Annotated in this window: 18 protein-coding genes; 12 read left to right on the forward strand and 6 right to left on the reverse strand. The window is 65.8% G+C overall.

Annotation, left to right across the window (positions count from 1 at the left end; translation table 11 throughout):
- Nucleotides 1-94 precede the first annotated feature (94 nt).
- Nucleotides 95-379, forward strand: coding sequence for a DUF1540 domain-containing protein (locus tag BMX78_RS04250; RefSeq protein WP_091416783.1), 285 nt, complete (start codon nucleotides 95-97; stop codon nucleotides 377-379).
- Between the two features lie 73 nt (nucleotides 380-452).
- Here the strand turns inward: BMX78_RS04250 and BMX78_RS04255 are convergent, their stop codons facing one another.
- The 5 genes from BMX78_RS04255 to BMX78_RS04275 all read right to left on the reverse strand — a co-directional run bounded on the left by BMX78_RS04255 (nucleotide 453) and on the right by BMX78_RS04275 (nucleotide 4,511).
- Nucleotides 453-1,625, reverse strand: coding sequence for a carboxylate-amine ligase (locus BMX78_RS04255; protein ID WP_091416785.1), 1,173 nt, complete (start codon nucleotides 1,623-1,625; stop codon nucleotides 453-455).
- Nucleotides 1,626-1,641: 16 nt separating this feature from the next.
- A complete protein-coding gene (locus BMX78_RS04260; protein ID WP_286138776.1) occupies nucleotides 1,642-3,201 on the reverse strand; it encodes a M20/M25/M40 family metallo-hydrolase in 1,560 nt (519 codons plus the stop codon).
- 3 nt (nucleotides 3,202-3,204) lie between these two features.
- The gene (locus BMX78_RS04265) at nucleotides 3,205-3,558 is read right to left on the reverse strand and encodes a DUF8129 domain-containing protein (protein ID WP_091416787.1); all 354 of its coding nucleotides are present in this window, start codon (nucleotides 3,556-3,558) and stop codon (nucleotides 3,205-3,207) included.
- Nucleotides 3,559-3,591: 33 nt separating this feature from the next.
- Complete coding sequence (locus BMX78_RS04270) at nucleotides 3,592-3,999, reverse strand: four-helix bundle copper-binding protein (RefSeq protein ID WP_091416790.1); 408 nt, start codon at nucleotides 3,997-3,999, stop codon at nucleotides 3,592-3,594.
- Between the two features lie 233 nt (nucleotides 4,000-4,232).
- A complete protein-coding gene (locus BMX78_RS04275; protein WP_091416793.1) occupies nucleotides 4,233-4,511 on the reverse strand; it encodes a hypothetical protein in 279 nt (92 codons plus the stop codon).
- Nucleotides 4,512-5,011: 500 nt separating this feature from the next.
- Between BMX78_RS04275 and BMX78_RS04280 the strand changes: the two genes are divergently transcribed.
- The 9 genes from BMX78_RS04280 to BMX78_RS04325 all read left to right on the forward strand — a co-directional run bounded on the left by BMX78_RS04280 (nucleotide 5,012) and on the right by BMX78_RS04325 (nucleotide 12,247).
- Complete coding sequence (locus BMX78_RS04280; RefSeq protein WP_286138777.1) at nucleotides 5,012-5,296, forward strand: hypothetical protein; 285 nt, start codon at nucleotides 5,012-5,014, stop codon at nucleotides 5,294-5,296.
- A gap of 29 nt (nucleotides 5,297-5,325) precedes the next feature.
- The gene (locus tag BMX78_RS04285) at nucleotides 5,326-5,550 is read left to right on the forward strand and encodes a hypothetical protein (protein ID WP_139204881.1); all 225 of its coding nucleotides are present in this window, start codon (nucleotides 5,326-5,328) and stop codon (nucleotides 5,548-5,550) included.
- A 204-nt stretch (nucleotides 5,551-5,754) separates the two neighbouring features.
- Nucleotides 5,755-6,594 (forward strand): aa3-type cytochrome oxidase subunit II, encoded by an 840-nt coding sequence (gene ctaC / locus BMX78_RS04290; protein ID WP_255470663.1) that lies wholly within the window; start codon nucleotides 5,755-5,757, stop codon nucleotides 6,592-6,594.
- Nucleotides 6,594-8,348: an aa3-type cytochrome oxidase subunit I gene (gene ctaD / locus BMX78_RS04295; protein ID WP_370455787.1), complete on the forward strand. Its 1,755-nt coding sequence runs from the start codon at nucleotides 6,594-6,596 to the stop codon at nucleotides 8,346-8,348. The genes ctaC and ctaD overlap by 1 nt, the downstream gene beginning before the upstream one ends.
- A 143-nt stretch (nucleotides 8,349-8,491) precedes the next feature.
- Nucleotides 8,492-9,250: an SDR family NAD(P)-dependent oxidoreductase gene (locus BMX78_RS04300; protein WP_091417125.1), complete on the forward strand. Its 759-nt coding sequence runs from the start codon at nucleotides 8,492-8,494 to the stop codon at nucleotides 9,248-9,250.
- 656 nt (nucleotides 9,251-9,906) lie between these two features.
- Nucleotides 9,907-10,677, forward strand: coding sequence for an MBL fold metallo-hydrolase (locus BMX78_RS04310; RefSeq protein WP_091416801.1), 771 nt, complete (start codon nucleotides 9,907-9,909; stop codon nucleotides 10,675-10,677).
- Nucleotides 10,678-10,806: 129 nt separating this feature from the next.
- Nucleotides 10,807-11,031: a hypothetical protein gene (locus BMX78_RS04315; protein ID WP_091416804.1), complete on the forward strand. Its 225-nt coding sequence runs from the start codon at nucleotides 10,807-10,809 to the stop codon at nucleotides 11,029-11,031.
- Nucleotides 11,032-11,103: 72 nt separating this feature from the next.
- Complete coding sequence (locus BMX78_RS04320) at nucleotides 11,104-11,892, forward strand: GAF and ANTAR domain-containing protein (protein WP_091416805.1); 789 nt, start codon at nucleotides 11,104-11,106, stop codon at nucleotides 11,890-11,892.
- 94 nt (nucleotides 11,893-11,986) lie between these two features.
- A complete protein-coding gene (locus BMX78_RS04325) occupies nucleotides 11,987-12,247 on the forward strand; it encodes a GlsB/YeaQ/YmgE family stress response membrane protein (protein WP_091417128.1) in 261 nt (86 codons plus the stop codon).
- A gap of 82 nt (nucleotides 12,248-12,329) precedes the next feature.
- Here the strand turns inward: BMX78_RS04325 and nhaA are convergent, their stop codons facing one another.
- Entirely contained in the window at nucleotides 12,330-13,670 is a 1,341-nt protein-coding gene (gene nhaA / locus BMX78_RS04330) for a Na+/H+ antiporter NhaA (protein ID WP_091416807.1), read from the reverse strand.
- A 229-nt stretch (nucleotides 13,671-13,899) separates the two neighbouring features.
- Here nhaA and BMX78_RS04335 point away from each other — a divergent pair, with 229 nt between their 5' ends.
- Together BMX78_RS04335 and BMX78_RS04340 are read left to right on the forward strand one after the other, a co-directional pair.
- Complete coding sequence (locus tag BMX78_RS04335; protein ID WP_091416809.1) at nucleotides 13,900-14,673, forward strand: CHRD domain-containing protein; 774 nt, start codon at nucleotides 13,900-13,902, stop codon at nucleotides 14,671-14,673.
- A 33-nt stretch (nucleotides 14,674-14,706) separates the two neighbouring features.
- Nucleotides 14,707-15,423, forward strand: coding sequence for a sortase domain-containing protein (locus BMX78_RS04340; RefSeq protein ID WP_286138792.1), 717 nt, complete (start codon nucleotides 14,707-14,709; stop codon nucleotides 15,421-15,423).
- The last annotated feature ends 43 nt before the right edge of the window (nucleotides 15,424-15,466 follow it).

The following is a 15,466-nucleotide window of genomic DNA, read 5'->3' on the forward strand; positions in this document are numbered from 1 at the left end:
AAGAATTGGGTCTTTTTGATCTAGGCCTGCGGGCCTACCGTGGGAAAACACAGGACGGCCAACCCGGGCTGCCGAAGTACGGAGGGTCTTAAAGATGACAACGCACGTCGCAGACTGCAGCGTAACCAACTGTTCCTTCAATGACCACACCAACTGCAACGCCGCAGCCATTACCGTCAGCGGCGCCGAAAACCACGCCCAGTGCGCAACATTCATCGACACCGGCATGCACGGCGGCCTGCCCAAGGTGCTCGCCGACGTCGGAGCCTGCCAGCGAAGCGAATGCGTCCACAACGACCACCTGATGTGCAACGCACCTGAAGTCCGTGTGGGCCCCGGGGCGGACAACGCCGACTGCCTCACCTACTCACACAGCTGACCTTCAAGACCCCGGTGGTTGAGCCCGTCGAGGTTTCGACAGGCTCAACCACCCGGGCTTTTCTTTGCCCGGCCTACTCTGCCGCCACCCACACCGTGCAGTCCGCAGCATCGGCAACCACGGCCTCAAGCTCCCCGGCGCGGTGCAGCACTTCCAGCTGCCGGGACGCCCCTGTGCCCAAGGCAAGCACGTCGTCGACCAGTTCCTCCACCCGGCCCAGGTCCCCCATGTCCTCCAAAGCCTCGCGGATGTGATCCAGCAGCACATTCACCACCGCGAGCGCGGACGCGGGTTGCAAAGTCAGCGGGTCCAGCAGTTCCCCGCGCAGCCCCCACCGGCTCGCTTTCCAGGTGGCCAGCCGCACGAGCCCTGTCGGTACGGCCACGGGCGGGACGCCTGCCCGCCATTCCCGGGCGGCCGTCTCCACCAGTCCGCGCGCAATTCCTGCCAGCAGCACAGCGTTCTGCGGGCGCAGGCACACATCGGCAATCCGGATCTCAACGGTCGGGTAATGCCGGGACAGCCGCGCGTCGAAATACACCATGCCTTCGTCCAGCAGGACACCGGTGCTCACCATGTCATGCACCAGCTGGTGGTACGCCTCCGGCGAGCCGAGGATATCCAGCGGCCCGGCGGACGGCCACCGGCTCCACACCTGCGCCCGGTAGCTGGCATAACCGCTGTCCTGCCCGTGCCAGAACGGCGAATTCGCGCTGAGCGCGCTGAGCACCGGAAGCCAGGTGCGGATGCGGTCCAGCACTGCCACGCCCTCATCGTCCGAGTCCACGGCGACGTGGATGTGGCAGCCGCAGGTGAGCTGTTCCCTGGCGGTCAGCCCGTACTCCTCGGTCATGGCAATAAAACGGCGCAGCTGCACCGGATGGGGATCAGTGGGCAGGGGTGATGTTCCCAGGGCCGCAGCGCGCACCCCAACCCTGCGCGCTTCTGCGTCCGCCATGGCCCGCCCCAGGATGATGTCCGCCTCGAGCGTTGCCATGGTGGCGTGTGGAGGGGTGACCACCTCGATCATTTCCTGCTGGAATTCGGCCGTGAGGACGGGTCCGCCGCCGGGACCGGCCGGGCGTTTGTAGCCCTCCAGCAGCCCTGCGGCCAGAGGCACGGGCTCCCCCGTCTCCGGACTTACCAGCAGCAGTTCCTCCTCCATGCCAAACGTACGACGGCGGCGCTCGCCTCCGCGGCTGCCGTCAGTTGCCGCCGGGGTGCTTTCCGCTCCTGAGCCGTCCATCGCCGTCGTCCTTCTGTCATTCCATCCGGGCCAGTTCGTCCCAGAAACCTGCAAGCGTGACTGCGCCGTTCACCAGGACCGCAAGGTTGGCGCTCTCGTCGCTGTCGTGCCAGTGGTCCTCCACCAGGCCGGTGCCGAAAAACAGGACAGGAGCATCCAGGGCCCTGGCGAGCAGCTCGGCAGGACCACCGCCGGCGTTGCCCATCCTGCCCACGGCGGCGGACTGGAAGCCCCGGCCCATGGCCCGTTCCAGCGCGGAAACCGCCGGATGGTCCGGGGTCCGGTACGCCTCCTGCCCTGTCTCCAGGTCCACGCTGAAGGTGTGACCGAAGCTGTCCCCGATAGTGGACTCCACCCACTGCCGCAACAGCTCCGCCACCTTTTCCACCCGCTGCCCGGGCACGGTCCGGAAGCTCAGGTCCGCCGAGGCCACGGCCGGCACGGCCGCACGTGAAACCCCGATAGGGTCCCCGGCGATGAGGGACGTGACCTCGACGGCGGGACGCAGCCACAGCCGTTCCAGCACCGTATACCCCTGCTCGCCCGTGACCGCGCCGGATTCGGACCGCTTCAGCCAGTCCTCCTCGCTGAAGGGAAGCTCCGCGAGCGCCTGCCGCAGGTCCTCCGGGGGCGGCTCGACGTCGTCGTAAAAACCCGGAACAGCAATGCGGCCTTCCCCATCGTGCAGGAGCGCCAGCAGCCGGCCCAGCTCGAAGGCAGGATTGGGGGCGTTCCCGGACACGGCGCCGCTGTGGACATCCCGCTCCGGCCCGAACACTTTCAGGCTGGCGGAGAGCATGCCGCGCAGGCTCACGCAGACGGCGGGATGGTCCTCGCGCCACAGCAGGGTGTCGGAGAAGAGCACCACGTCCGCCTGCAACCGGTCCCCCTGCTCCTCCAGCAACTTGGCCATATGCGGCGAGCCGCCTTCCTCCTCGCCCTCGACCAGGTACTTCAGGTTGACGGCGGGCGCGGTGGTTGAGCCTGCCCCGGTGGTTGAGCCCGTCGAAACCGCGTTGGAGTGAGAGAGGGTTTGGGTTTTGGCCGCATTAAGTGAGAGGGCGTCCGGGTTTTGGGGGCCAGAAGTGATAGAGCGTTGATGCAGGTGGGCGCGCACCGACCACAGGTGGGCCAGGACCTGGCCCTTGGCGTCGGAGCTCCCGCGGCCGTACAGCCTGCCGTCGCGCACTACGGGTTCGAACGGCGCCGTTTGCTCCCAGTTCTCCGCCTTAACGGCGCGGACGTCGTGATGGCTGTAGACCAGGACCGTGGGGGCTCCGGGCGCCTCGCACCATTCCGCGTAAACAGCATGCGACTCCCCGGTGGGCAGCACTTCCACCGTGGGGAAACCGACGCCACGGAACGCCGCCGCCAGCCAATTGGCCGATCGGAGCAGGTCCTGCGCGTGCTCCGGCACTCCCAACACGCCGGGCACGCGCACCCACTCCGCCAGCTGCCCTTCCAACTCGCCCTGCCGCGACCGGACGAAGGCGTGAAGGTCCGAACCGCCGTCGTGATCCTCGTCGGGATGCTCCCGGCCGCCGTCGTGGTCACGCAAGCCGTGGTGCTGCTCCACGGTTTACCGTGGCTGGGCCGGGTTGGTGGGAACCCCCTGGGACGGCGGGTTGACGGGAGGTCCCGGCACGTTGGCCGTCTGCGGGGTGTCCGGCTGGCCGGTGTTGACCTCAGGGGTACTGGGCGTCCGTGGGCCGCGGGGCTCTGCGCCGCCCTGCAGGTCGTGGAGCCTCTTCTCCAGGATCTGCATGATGGGCAGCCGGTTTCCGTGGGCCTTCTCGTACGTGATCAGCTGCGCTACGTCTGCCTCCTCCAGGCCGGAAATGCGCGACGGCAGCGTTCCCGCCGGCAAGTGGTCGTAGTCCGGGAGGGGAAGTTCGCTGTGCTGCGGGACATTGTTCTCGGGTACATGGTTCATGGGTGTTCAACTCCTTATGTCAGGTCAACAGCGTCATGTCAGTGAGGCCAGCAGCGCGCCGCATGCCTGTTCGCAGCGCCGGCACGCTTCGGCGCAGATCTGGCAGTGGTCATGCATGTCCGCGTGCTTTTCGCATTCCTCCGCACAGGCTTTGCAGGCGGTCCGGCAGGCTTCCACCAGCGCCCGGGTGATGGTGCGGTCGGACCCGGTGAGCCGTGACAGCACCTTTCCGGTGGTCGCGCAGATGTCCGCGCAGTCCAAGTCTGTCCGGATGCACTTGGCCAGCTCCGCCACCATGTCCTCGCCGAGGCAGGCGTCCGCGCAGCCAGTGCACGACTGGGCGCATTCGTAGCAGGCGCTATTGCACTCGGACAGGGTGGCGACATCAATATCGCCGAGGTCCTTGGGATATGCGTCAATCATGGACCGGATGTGGGTCATGCTGTTCTCCTTCCCTTGGCTTCCCCAAGTCGCCAACCCTATTGATAAGCACACTTACTTGTTTTACGGTACCGGGATGGCCGCCGCTGGTACAGAGTGCGGAGCCCCCTTCCCGTCGGCGGGATGGGGCACGGCAAATGAGGCTAGAGCGGCCCGGATGCCGTCAGAGCCGCTGACCATGTTTCATTCCATGCGCGCAGAGGGATCCTTTGGGAGCGACTCGCGCACGCCGTTCAGCCTTCCAGATTGGCGATCCGGCCCAAGTCGGCTGACAGGCTCAACTTTGCGCCGCCGTCATCATTGCCCTCCAGATGGTTGTAAAGGAACCCCAGAAGTTCCACTGCCCTGCGGTTCAGCCGGCGCGACTCCTCCAGGTCCCGGTCCAGCCGGGCAATCTCGGCCCGCAACTCCGCGACGTCCGTGGCGGCTATGGCCAGCCGGAGGTTGATCTCTTCCAACGGATCACTCAGGGGCTCGTGCTCGTGAATGGCCTCAATCAGGGGATCATGCATGGCAGGGGCTCACTTTCAATCGACTGCAGCCTCGGCGCCGCCTGGCGCCTCAAGCGGGAACTGGGGCGTCGGGCACCAAAGGCCGCGCCCGCCGTCGGGCTGGATTCCGCGCTGCCCCGCAACACTGCGGGATAGCGCCAGCCCGAAAGGCGATCGGGCGGACAGTGCTGGGCATGGGTGCATATGGATTTCAGGGGCATAAAGACCTTTCAGCCAGTTCCCATAGGGCGCAGCCCAGAGGGGCTGCGCACTGACGGGCCCTGCTTGCCGCCGAATGAAGAACATAATAAGCACCCTTATCAACCCGTGGGAAGACCTTGTTTCCGAACCGCGGATCCTTTTCCGTCCCGGGCTGCCGGCAGCCGGCTCAACCGGACCGCGCGCTTGAAAATACCCTCCCGCCGCGAGTAAATTCGGAAGTGTGACAGGGATCATTCCCGTCCTCCTGCCGCCCTCCTGCGGAGGCTGCGGGAGTAGCTGCTGGAGCAGGCCGGTAGCACATGGTGCAGAACCGGATAGAGCGTGAAATGCCGTCCACCCACTTCCAGCAGTTCCTTAATGAAGCCACCACTACCGACCCTTCGGCGGATCATCCCCTTGGACCTGATTGCCTCTACGGCCTGTATGTCAGTTGGGCCTCGCTGCACGGCTTCCGGGCGAAATCGGACCAGGCTTTCCGGGCCGGCATGCTCCGGTGCGGCGTGAATCCGAACGACTGCCACCTGCACATGACCGGGGCCGCGGCCGCCGACTACATCCTTTACAGTTATCCCGCCGTGGCCTGATGGTGGCCGCCCACGGCAAGGGGACAGCCATGGGATACGATCCGCACGAGCAAGAGGAACGCCGCCAGCTCAACCACATGCTGCTGGCAGCCGACATCACCGTTGCTGAACTCTGGTTGCGGTACTTCAGCATGAGCGGCATGGCCGGAGAGTATGAGGTGCAGGCCTATGTGGAGGGACTGATTTCCCTCCCTTCCCTCCAGCGCAGCCTCCTGGCCATGGCCGCGGAGGAACTTCGAAGCGAGTCGGCCTGAGGCCGGGCGTGAAGGTTACCCCGGGTACTGATCCGGAACCCTTTCTTGCGGCTCCTTTCCGCGCTAATCTGGGCTCACAACCCACAGGCCGTATGCCATGGGTCTTTGGGCTCATGCAGTTGGGCCTCTGGAGCAGATCCGGAGGAGAACCACGCGGTGAACACCCTTAGGCGCAACACTTCCAGATGGCGGCGCGGGGCCGCCTTGTCCTCTGTCCCAGCGCTGCTGGCGTTGACTTCCTGCTCCGCCGAGGTCCAGAGGGGCTGGCTTCCAGGCGAACGGGACACTACAGACCACACCCCCCTGGTCACGGACCTCTGGGTTAACTCGTGGATCGCCGCCATCATTATCGGCGCTATCACCTGGGGACTCATCCTCTGGTGCATTATCGCCTACCGCCGGCGCAAAAATACGGTGGGCTTCCCGCGGCAGATGAGCTACAACCTCCCGTTGGAAGTCTTCTACCTCTCCGTGCCGCTGATGATCATCATGGTCCTGTTCGTCTTTACCGACCGGGACCAGCGGGCCATGGACGACCGCTTCGAGAACCCGGACGTAGTGATCGACGTCCGCGGCAAACAGTGGGCGTGGGACTTCAACTACGTCAAGGAAGACGTCCATGAGGACCCGGGCGTGCAGGCCCACCTCGACGGCAACTGGGGCGCGCCGGACCGGCTTCCCACCCTCTACCTGCCGGTCAACAAAAAGGTGGAACTGCAGCTGAACTCCCGCGATGTCCAGCATTCGTTCTGGGTGGTCGAGTTCATGCAGAAACGGGACTTGTACCCCGGCGAAAACCAGTACAACAGGTACATCGACATCGTTCCCACCCGCACCGGCGAGTACACGGGCAAATGCGCCGAACTCTGCGGCGAATACCACTCCGAAATGCTTTTCAAAGTACGGGTGGTGACCGAGCAGGAATACAACAACCGCATTTCCGAACTGCGGGCCAAGGGCAACACCGGCATCCGGGGCGATGAATACGACCGGAACCCGGCAAGGCCAGCCCTGGAACAGGCACAACAAAGGACGGAACCGTAATGACCACCACCGGCCAGAACATGGGCGCAACGTCGGCCACTGCCGCACCGGCGGCGGTCAAACGCGGCAAGGGCAGCATTGTAGTCAGCTGGCTCACCACCACCGACCATAAAACGATCGGCTATCTGTACCTGATTGTCTCGTTTGTGTTCTTCTGCCTGGCGGGCGTGATGGCGCTGCTGATCCGTGCCGAGCTGTTCGAGCCCGGCCTGCAGATCCTGCAGACCAAGGAACAGTACAACCAGCTCTTCACCATGCATGGCACCGCGATGCTGCTGATGTTCGCCACCCCGCTGTTCGCCGGCTTCACGAATGTGATCATGCCCCTGCAGATCGGCGCCCCGGACGTCGCCTTCCCGCGGCTGAACGCGCTGGCATTCTGGTTCTTCCTCTTCGGCTCCATCATTGCAACGTCCGGCTTCATCACCCCGCAGGGCGCCGCCTCCTTCGGCTGGTTTGCCTACGCGCCGCTCTCCAACACCACCTTCACTCCCGGGCTCGGCGGGGACCTGTGGGTGTTCGGCCTGGCACTGTCCGGTTTCGGCACCATCCTCGGTGCGGTCAACTTCATCACCACCATCGTCTGCATGCGCGCCCCGGGGCTGACCATGTGGCGGATGCCGATCTTCACGTGGAACGCCCTGGTCACATCCATTCTGGTGCTGATGGCATTCCCGCCGCTGGCAGCCGCCCTGTTCGCTTTGGGAGCTGACCGGAAGTTCGGCGCCCACATCTATGACCCGGCCAATGGCGGCGCCATCCTATGGCAGCACCTGTTCTGGTTCTTCGGCCACCCCGAGGTGTACATCATCGCGCTGCCGTTCTTCGGCATCGTCTCGGAGATCTTCCCGGTCTTCAGCCGCAAGCCAATCTTCGGGTACAAGGGCCTGGTCTACGCAACGATCGCCATCGCCGCCCTGTCCGTGACCGTGTGGGCCCACCACATGTACGTCACCGGCGCAGTGCTGCTGCCGTTCTTCGCGTTTATGACCATGCTCATCGCGGTTCCCACGGGCGTGAAGTTCTTCAACTGGATCGGCACTTTGTGGGGCGGTTCGCTGACGTTCGAAACGCCCATGCTGTGGAGCCTCGGCTTCCTGATTACGTTCCTTTTCGGCGGCCTCACGGGCATCATCCTGGCCTCTCCGCCGCTGGACTTCCACGTATCGGACACCTACTTCGTCGTGGCGCACTTCCACTACGTGGTGTTCGGCACCGTGGTGTTCGCCATGTTCGCCGGCTTCTACTTCTGGTGGCCCAAGTTCACCGGGACCATGCTCAACGAACGCCTGGGCAAGATCCACTTCTGGATGCTGTTCCTCGGCTTCCACGGCACCTTCCTCATCCAGCACTGGCTGGGCGTTGAAGGCATGCCCCGGCGCTACGCGGACTACATGCCCGAGGACCAGTTCACCTTCATGAACCAGTTCTCCACCATCGGCTCCTACCTGCTCGGGGCGTCACTGATCCCGTTCTTCTGGAACGTCTACATCACCTGGCGGAGGGGCAAGAAGGTCACCGTGGACGATCCCTGGGGCTTCGGCGCCTCGCTCGAGTGGGCCACGTCCTGCCCGCCACCGCGGCACAACTTCACGTCCCTGCCCCGGATCCGCTCCGAACGTCCGGCGCTGGATCTGCACCATCCTGAGCTGAGCGTCCGGGAGCACGCGCCCGTCCACAGCCCGGCAGCCGACGTGCTCGGCGCAGCGGACATCGGCGAGCGCGATGTCCGCAGCCCGGACCCGAACCAGTAACAGCACGCACGCCCTGCCGGTGTCTCTCCCGCGAGACAACCGGCGGGGCGTATGTGTCCCGATACCCCGGCGCTTAGAACCAAACACGTAACAACTACCAGCGAGCCAGACGGTACCGCCTGGCTCTGGATCGAGGGATGAGCATGGCACAGTTCACGGATAAGGTAGCTCTGGTCACAGGCGGGGGCTCGGGGATCGGCGAGGCCACGGCCAAGGAATTGGCAGCCAAGGGCGCCAAAGTGGTGGTGGTGGACCTGAACCTGGAGGCTGCGCAGCGCGTGGCAGGCGAGATCGGCAGCGCAGGCGGCTCCGCGGCCGCGTTCCAGGCCAACACGGCCAGCAAGGAAGACAACGAAAAGGCCGTCCGGTTCGCGATGGACACCTATGGCAAGCTCAACTACGCCGTGAACAACGCCGGGATCGGCGGCAAGCCTGCCCCCGCCGGAGACTTCGACCTGGACGAGTGGGACAAAGTCATCAGCATCAACCTCAGCGGAATCCTCTACGGCATGCGGTACCAGATTCCGGCCATGCTCGACGCCGGTGCCCGGCAAAGCGCGATCGTCAACATGGCATCCATCCACGGCATGGTGGCCGCACCAATGAGTGGCGCCTACACAGCCGCCAAGCACGGGGTGGTAGGACTGACCAAAAACGCCGCGGCCGAGTACGGTGCCCAGGGCCTGCGCATCAACTGCGTGGGCCCCGGATACATTTCCACACCGCTGCTGGAGAACAACCTGGACGAAGAAGCCAGGAACGGCCTGGCCGCCAAGCACCCGCTGGGCCGCCTGGGCACCGCTGAGGAGGTGGCCCACATGGTGGCCTTCCTGCTCTCGGATGAGGCATCGTTCTCCACCGGCGGCTACTACCTCGTGGACGGCGGCTACACCAGCCTCTGAGGGGCCGCCTGCCGCTGCCGCGAAACGCCGGCGCTCCCGGAATTTCGGGTGGGCGGTTCAGCGCCGCGGAGAGCGCTCGGGGGACGGCTGCCCGCTGCTGAACAGCCGCCGGTCCGGCGTCGGGCCTTACTCCTTGTTGAGCTTGTCCTGGATGGTTCCCGCGGCCTGTGAGGACGGCGGCGGCCGCCACCAGGACCCACAGGGCGCCGTGGAACAGGCCGTCAGCCAAAGTATTCAGTTCCAGGCGCTCGTGCAGGACGATGCCGTCCACAAAGCCGCCCATCCCCATCCCGAAAAGGAACGCAGGCGCTTTCGCGGACGGCCTGGCTGACACTCCTCCACCCCCTCTTCCGGCGAGCCTTTCACGCTGTCCCCTACCCGCCGTCGGCCGCCCTAACCACCCTGACGCAGGGAGTTCGCAGAACCCTTGACCAAGTCCGGCAGCAGGTGGAAACGTAGGGCACGCGGTGCGCCTCCAGCAGCGGGGTGGTTCCTGCAGGCGAGGGAACCGCACTGCCAGCCACGACATCCAAGGTGGCGCTCATGCGAGCAATGGTTTACCGCGGCCCATACAAAGTCCGCATCGAAGAAAAAGACATTCCCAGGATCGAACACCCCGCTGTCAGAGGGCTTCGGCGGGCTGCGGGAGGGCGGCGATGACGCAGGCTGCCGCCGGCCGGGCGTCGTTCACCACCGTGGCGGAGGGCGTGCACCGCGTCTCCGAGGCGTTCGTGAACTTCTACCTGGTGGAAAGCCCGGACGGCTTGACGCTGGTGGATTCCGGTCTGCCGGCCATGTGGAAGTCCTTGGAGGAATCTGTTCGGGGGCTCGGGCGCGCGATCGGCGACATCAGGGCCGTGGTCCTCACCCACGCGCACTTCGACCATCTGGGCCTGGCGCACCGGCTGCACACGGAGTTCAAGGTGCCGGTCTGGGTCCACGGCGGCGACTCGTTCATCGCCCGCCACCCGTACCGGTACCAGCATGAGAAGTCCCGTTTTGTGTTTGCGCTGGCCCATCCGGGAGGCTTTCCGGTTCTCGCCAGCATGACCAAGGCGGGTGCGCTGCGGGTAAAGGGCGTGGACGATTTGACCCTCTTCCCCGCCCAGTCCGGCAGCCTGCCCGTGCCCGGCCAGCCCGAGGTGGTGTTCTCCCCCGGCCACACCGCGGGGCACTGCGGGCTCTACCTGCGGGACCGGGACGTGCTGTTCAGCGGGGATGCCCTCGTGACGCTGGACCCCTATTCCGGCCGGACCGGTCCGCGCATTGTGGCCGGCGCCGCCACCATGGACAGCCGCCAGAACCTGGCCACCCTCAGCCAGCTGGCGGAGACGGGCGCTTCCTTGGTCCTGCCTGGCCACGGTGAGCCCTGGACCGGCGGGATCGGGGAGGCGGTGGCTGCAGCCCGGCGCGAGGCGGCGTCCTGACCCCGCCGCGGCAGCCCGCCGTCGTGTTCCTCCTACTGGTCACAGAAAAAACACCGTGTTGAAACATTTCAGCAATCTCGGCCGGGCAAGCTGTGACTACGGGGATACAACAGCAGGAGGCACCGCATTATGGAGGCACAAGGAGTACGCACGGCCCAGCTTCGCATCGGCGACCAGATCGAGGCGTGGCACAACGGCAAGCTTTTCCACCGGGGGCGCGTCACCGACGTCGTCCCGGCCCTGGAACTGTTCTGGATCCTCGATGCCAGGACCGGCGCACGCAAGTTGCTGGATCCCGAGGCGCTGGAGATCCGGCATGTGGAGGCACCGGCGGAGCCGCTGGCCACTGCCTGAGCTACTTTCCTGCGGCGGCCCCGGGACAGTAACCTCTGGAACCAGAAGAAATTTTGGTGAAGGAGGCCGGGGTTGAGCGAGGGAGAGTCGCAGGGCAATTGGGGGGACAGCGGAGAGCCGTGGAACAACGGGGAGGACCGCCAGCTGCAGGAACTGGTCCTCAACAGTGTGGACGTCAGCGCGTTTTTGGAAGAACTCGCAGTCCTCACTGCGTCCACCCTGTCCACGCCGGCGGTTCGGCTCCACTGCGGCGTGACGGTGGTAAGGCACCGGAAACCAGGCGTGGTGGCGAGCAGCGATGAGCGTGCCCGGGCGTTGGATGAGTTACAGAACGCGTTCGACGACGGGCCGTGCCTTACCGCCTTACGGCGCCACGAGATTGTCCTGGTCCCGGACGTCAGCCGGGAGGGCCGGTGGCCCGACTACCTTGGCACGGCAAAGGAGCAGGGCATCGGCTTAATCCTGGCCATCCCGCTGGAACTTGCCGGCGAGGCCGAGGCCGTGGTGAACCTTTACGCCGAAAAGCCGGCCAACCTCTCAAGCCTGGACATCGACACCGCCCGGAATTTTGTGGGCAACGCGGCCAAGTCGCTGCGGCTGGCGCTGAAGCTGGGCAGGTTGCGGGACACCAGCGATGATCTGGCCGCTGCCATGAAGTCCCGGGCGACCATTGATATGGCGTTGGGCGTGATCATGGCCCAGAACAGCTGCAGCCATGACGAGGCGATCTATGAGCTCACGCGCACCTCCGGAGCAAAGAAGACCAGGCTCCGGGAGACGGCAGCAGTGGTGGTGGGTGCGGTCAGCGGCAGGGGTTCGGACGCGGCCCGGGACAGCATCCGGTCTTTGCTGGAGGAGTAGGGAACGCCGTGTTGGCGCTGTTTAGAATGAAGCCCACGCGGAACCACCGCGGCAGTACGGGCTTCACATGCCCGCAAAACCGAAGGAGAACACCGTGATTGGATTTATTGTTGCCGGCCTGGTCATCGGCGCGCTGGCCCGCCTCATCAAGCCGGGCAAGCAGAACCTGGGCCTGCTCGCCACCTTGCTGCTTGGCCTCGTGGGCTCGGTCATCGGCGGGGTGGTGGCTTCCCTGCTGGGCACCGGCGACATTTTTGAGCTGAACTTCCTGGGCTTCATCGTGGCCGTCATCGCCTCGGTGCTCCTGGTGGGCACGGCCGAGGCTATCGCCGGCCGCCGCTCAGTGCGCCGCTGACGTTTCACGGCAGAGGCAACGCGGGGTCACTTAAAGCCCTCCCAGGCCTCGGCGATGGGCCGTTAGTGACCCCGCGTTGCACTTAGGGCCGCTCCTGGTACACGTCCGGGATGCCGTCCTGGTCTGCGTCCAGCTTTTCGGCTTCTTCGGCGGCGCGGTATTGGCGGTTCCGGGTCCGGAGCACGGCGGTGGCCAGCAGCGCCGCCACCAGGGACGCGGCGAGGATTCCCACCTTGGCGTGGTCATCGTGCAGGCTCCCGTGCCCGAAGCTGAGCTCGGCCACCAGCAGGGAGACCGTGAACCCGATGCCGGCCAGGACCGCCACCCCGAACACGTCGATCCAGGTAAACGACTCATCCAGGCGGGCCCTGCTGGTTTTGGTCAGGAGCCAGGTGGTGCCCATGATGCCCACCGGCTTGCCCAGCACGAGGGCCACGATGATGCCCAGGGCCACCGGATCGGCGAGGGCGGAGCCAAGCCCTTCCCAGCCGCCCACTGCCACCCCGGCTGAGAAGAACGCGAAGATGGGCACCGCGATCCCCGCGGAAATAGGCCGGAACCGGTGCTCGAAGATCTCCGCCAGTCCCGGCCCGGCGTCCGGTCCGCCCGCAGCCTGGGACCGGATCACGGGGATGGCGAAGCCCAGCAGGACGCCGGCCACCGTGGCATGGATGCCCGATGCGTGGACCAGCGCCCACGTCACCACCCCGAGCGGCAGTAGGATCAGCCACGCCGCCGCCGTGTGCCGGCCGAAGAAATAGCGGAATTTCTGCGCCAGGAACGCGTAGATCGCCAGTGGAATGAGGGCCAGGAGCAGTGGCATGACCTGCAGGTCGCTGGAGTAGAAGAAGGCGATGATGCTGATGGCGATCAGGTCGTCCACCACGGCCAGGGTGAGCAGGAAGATCCGCAGGGCGCTGGGCAGGTGCGAGCCGATGATGGCCAGGACCGCCACCGCGAAGGCGATGTCCGTGGCCGTGGGGATGGCCCAGCCGCGTAACGTCTCCGGGCTGGCTAGGTTGATGAGGGCGTAGATGGCTGCCGGGGCCACCACGCCGCCGAAAGCGGCAGCCACGGGGACAATCGACTTGTTGAGCTGACGCAGGTCCCCCGCCACAAACTCCCGCTTGAGCTCAAGGCCCACCAGGAAAAAGAAGATGGCGAGCAGCCCGTCCGCCGCCCACGCACCCAGGCTGAGCTCAAGATGCCAGGGCTCGTACCCGACTTTGAAATCCCGCAGTGCGAAGTAGCTGTCCGACGCCGGCGAGTTGGCCCACACCAGGGCGATCACCGCGGCGGCAACAAGCAGTGCTCCGCCCACGGTTTCCTTGCGAAGGATCTCCCCGATCCGGAGGGCTTCGGCATAGCTGCCGCGCCCGAAGATGGTGGAGCGGGTGGGGCCGGAAGGGGGCGTTTGGCTCATTAAGCGTCCTCAAACTGGGCTCGACAGAATTATGCCGACCAGACTTCCCGGCGCACCTTCGATCAATCCTACAGGGGCAGGATGGGCCGCGGCCTTCCATGTCTCCGGCGCCGCGGGCGCATTGTGGTCCGGTTCACATTCCGGCCCATCCGCAGCGGAAGCAGCACCGAACCACTGTTGTCCCTCATCTGGGACAACAACGTCATTTGTATGAGGAGATTGCTTTCCGATGAACAAGACACTCCGCTTTTTGGCTGTTCCCACGCTCGCACTGGGCGCTCTTGCCCTCTCCGGCTCCCCCGCCCTGGCCGCCGATCACTCCTACCAGTCCACGCTGGGCCAGATCAACGGCAGCTCCGCCTCCGGCACCGTCACGGTGGATGTCACCGGCAACCAGGCCCACGCTGTCCTGAAGGTGTCCGGCCTGGCCGCCACGTTTATGGACGCCCCGTACCCGCACGTCCAGCACATTCACGGCGGCGCTCAGGGCGCTTGCCCCGCACCCTCCGCGGACAAGGACGGCGACGGCGTCATTTCCACCACCGAAGGCGCACCGGGGTACGGCGGCATCGTCACCACCCTGTCCACCAGCGGCGACACCAGTCCCGCCGCCGGGCTGGACCTCAAGGTAGCCGGCCAGGGTGCAAGCTACACCGTTGACCGCACGTTCGAAGTGAACGCCGAAACCAAGGCCGCACTCGAAGCCGGCACCGCCGTGGTGGTTGTCCACGGCCTTGATCCCGCCACCCTCAGCGCGGCGGGACAGGCCGCCAAGAGCGACCTCGTTCCCAGCCTCCCGCTGGCAGCAACCTCCCCCGCCCTGTGCGGAACCTTGAAGGCAGGCCAGATGACCATGCCCGTTGGCGGTGCTGAAACCGGCATCACCGCAGGGACGGCCGGGCCCGACGCCGGTGCCCTCGCCCTCGGAGGGGGCCTGGTGCTCGCCGCAGCAGTCGGCGGCGCCTACGTGGTCCGTCGCCGCAGCGCCCGGTCAGCCGCGTAGCAACAGGCTGACTGGATCACCGCTGTGACGATCATGAATTCCGGCCACCGTTGGGGTCTTGGGGCCTCAACGGCGGCCGGGCTTCTGCTCCTGCTGGCCGCGAGCGGCTGCGCTGGGGGCAGTACGGGAACGCCCGACGCCGGCCCTGCACCTTCGGTGTCCGCCGCACCTTCCGCGCCGGCCGCCCCTGCCATGCCTGGTTCCACCGCAAGTTCCTCCCCACCCGCGGCTCCGGCCCCAAGCCCGGCTGATGCGGCACCCGCCGCACCCGCCGCAGCAGAGCCGGATGTCCTTTCCCGCTCGGAGCCGGTGACCCTGGAAATACCCGCCATCGGCCTCACCACCGGCCTTATCAAGCTGGGCCTGCGGGACAACGGCTCGCTCGAAGTCCCTGAAGACAAAGGCAACGGCGCGCCCGCCAGCTGGTACAACGGCTCCCCCACCCCAGGCGAGCGTGGCCCGTCCGTGGTGCTGGGCCACGTTAACGCCCTGGGCGGCCATAAAGGTGTCTTCGCCGATCTTCGGCAGCTCAGGCCTGGAAGCGACATCATTGTCCTGCGGGCCGACGGCAGCTCCGCCGTTTTCAGCATGGATCACGCGGCGCAGTACAGCAAGGACGGGTTCCCCACGCTGGAGGTCTATGGAAACACCCCCGGTTCCGAACTCCGGCTCGTCACGTGCGACGGGTACGACCCCTCCACCGGACGCTTCAACGACAACTACGTCATCTACGCAAAGCTCAAAACCTGACACTGGACCGCGAACCGATGATCCGCGAAAAGCCGAACAAGCG

The organism is Arthrobacter sp. OV608 (assembly GCA_900110595.1).
Taxonomy (GTDB): domain Bacteria; phylum Actinomycetota; class Actinomycetes; order Actinomycetales; family Micrococcaceae; genus Arthrobacter.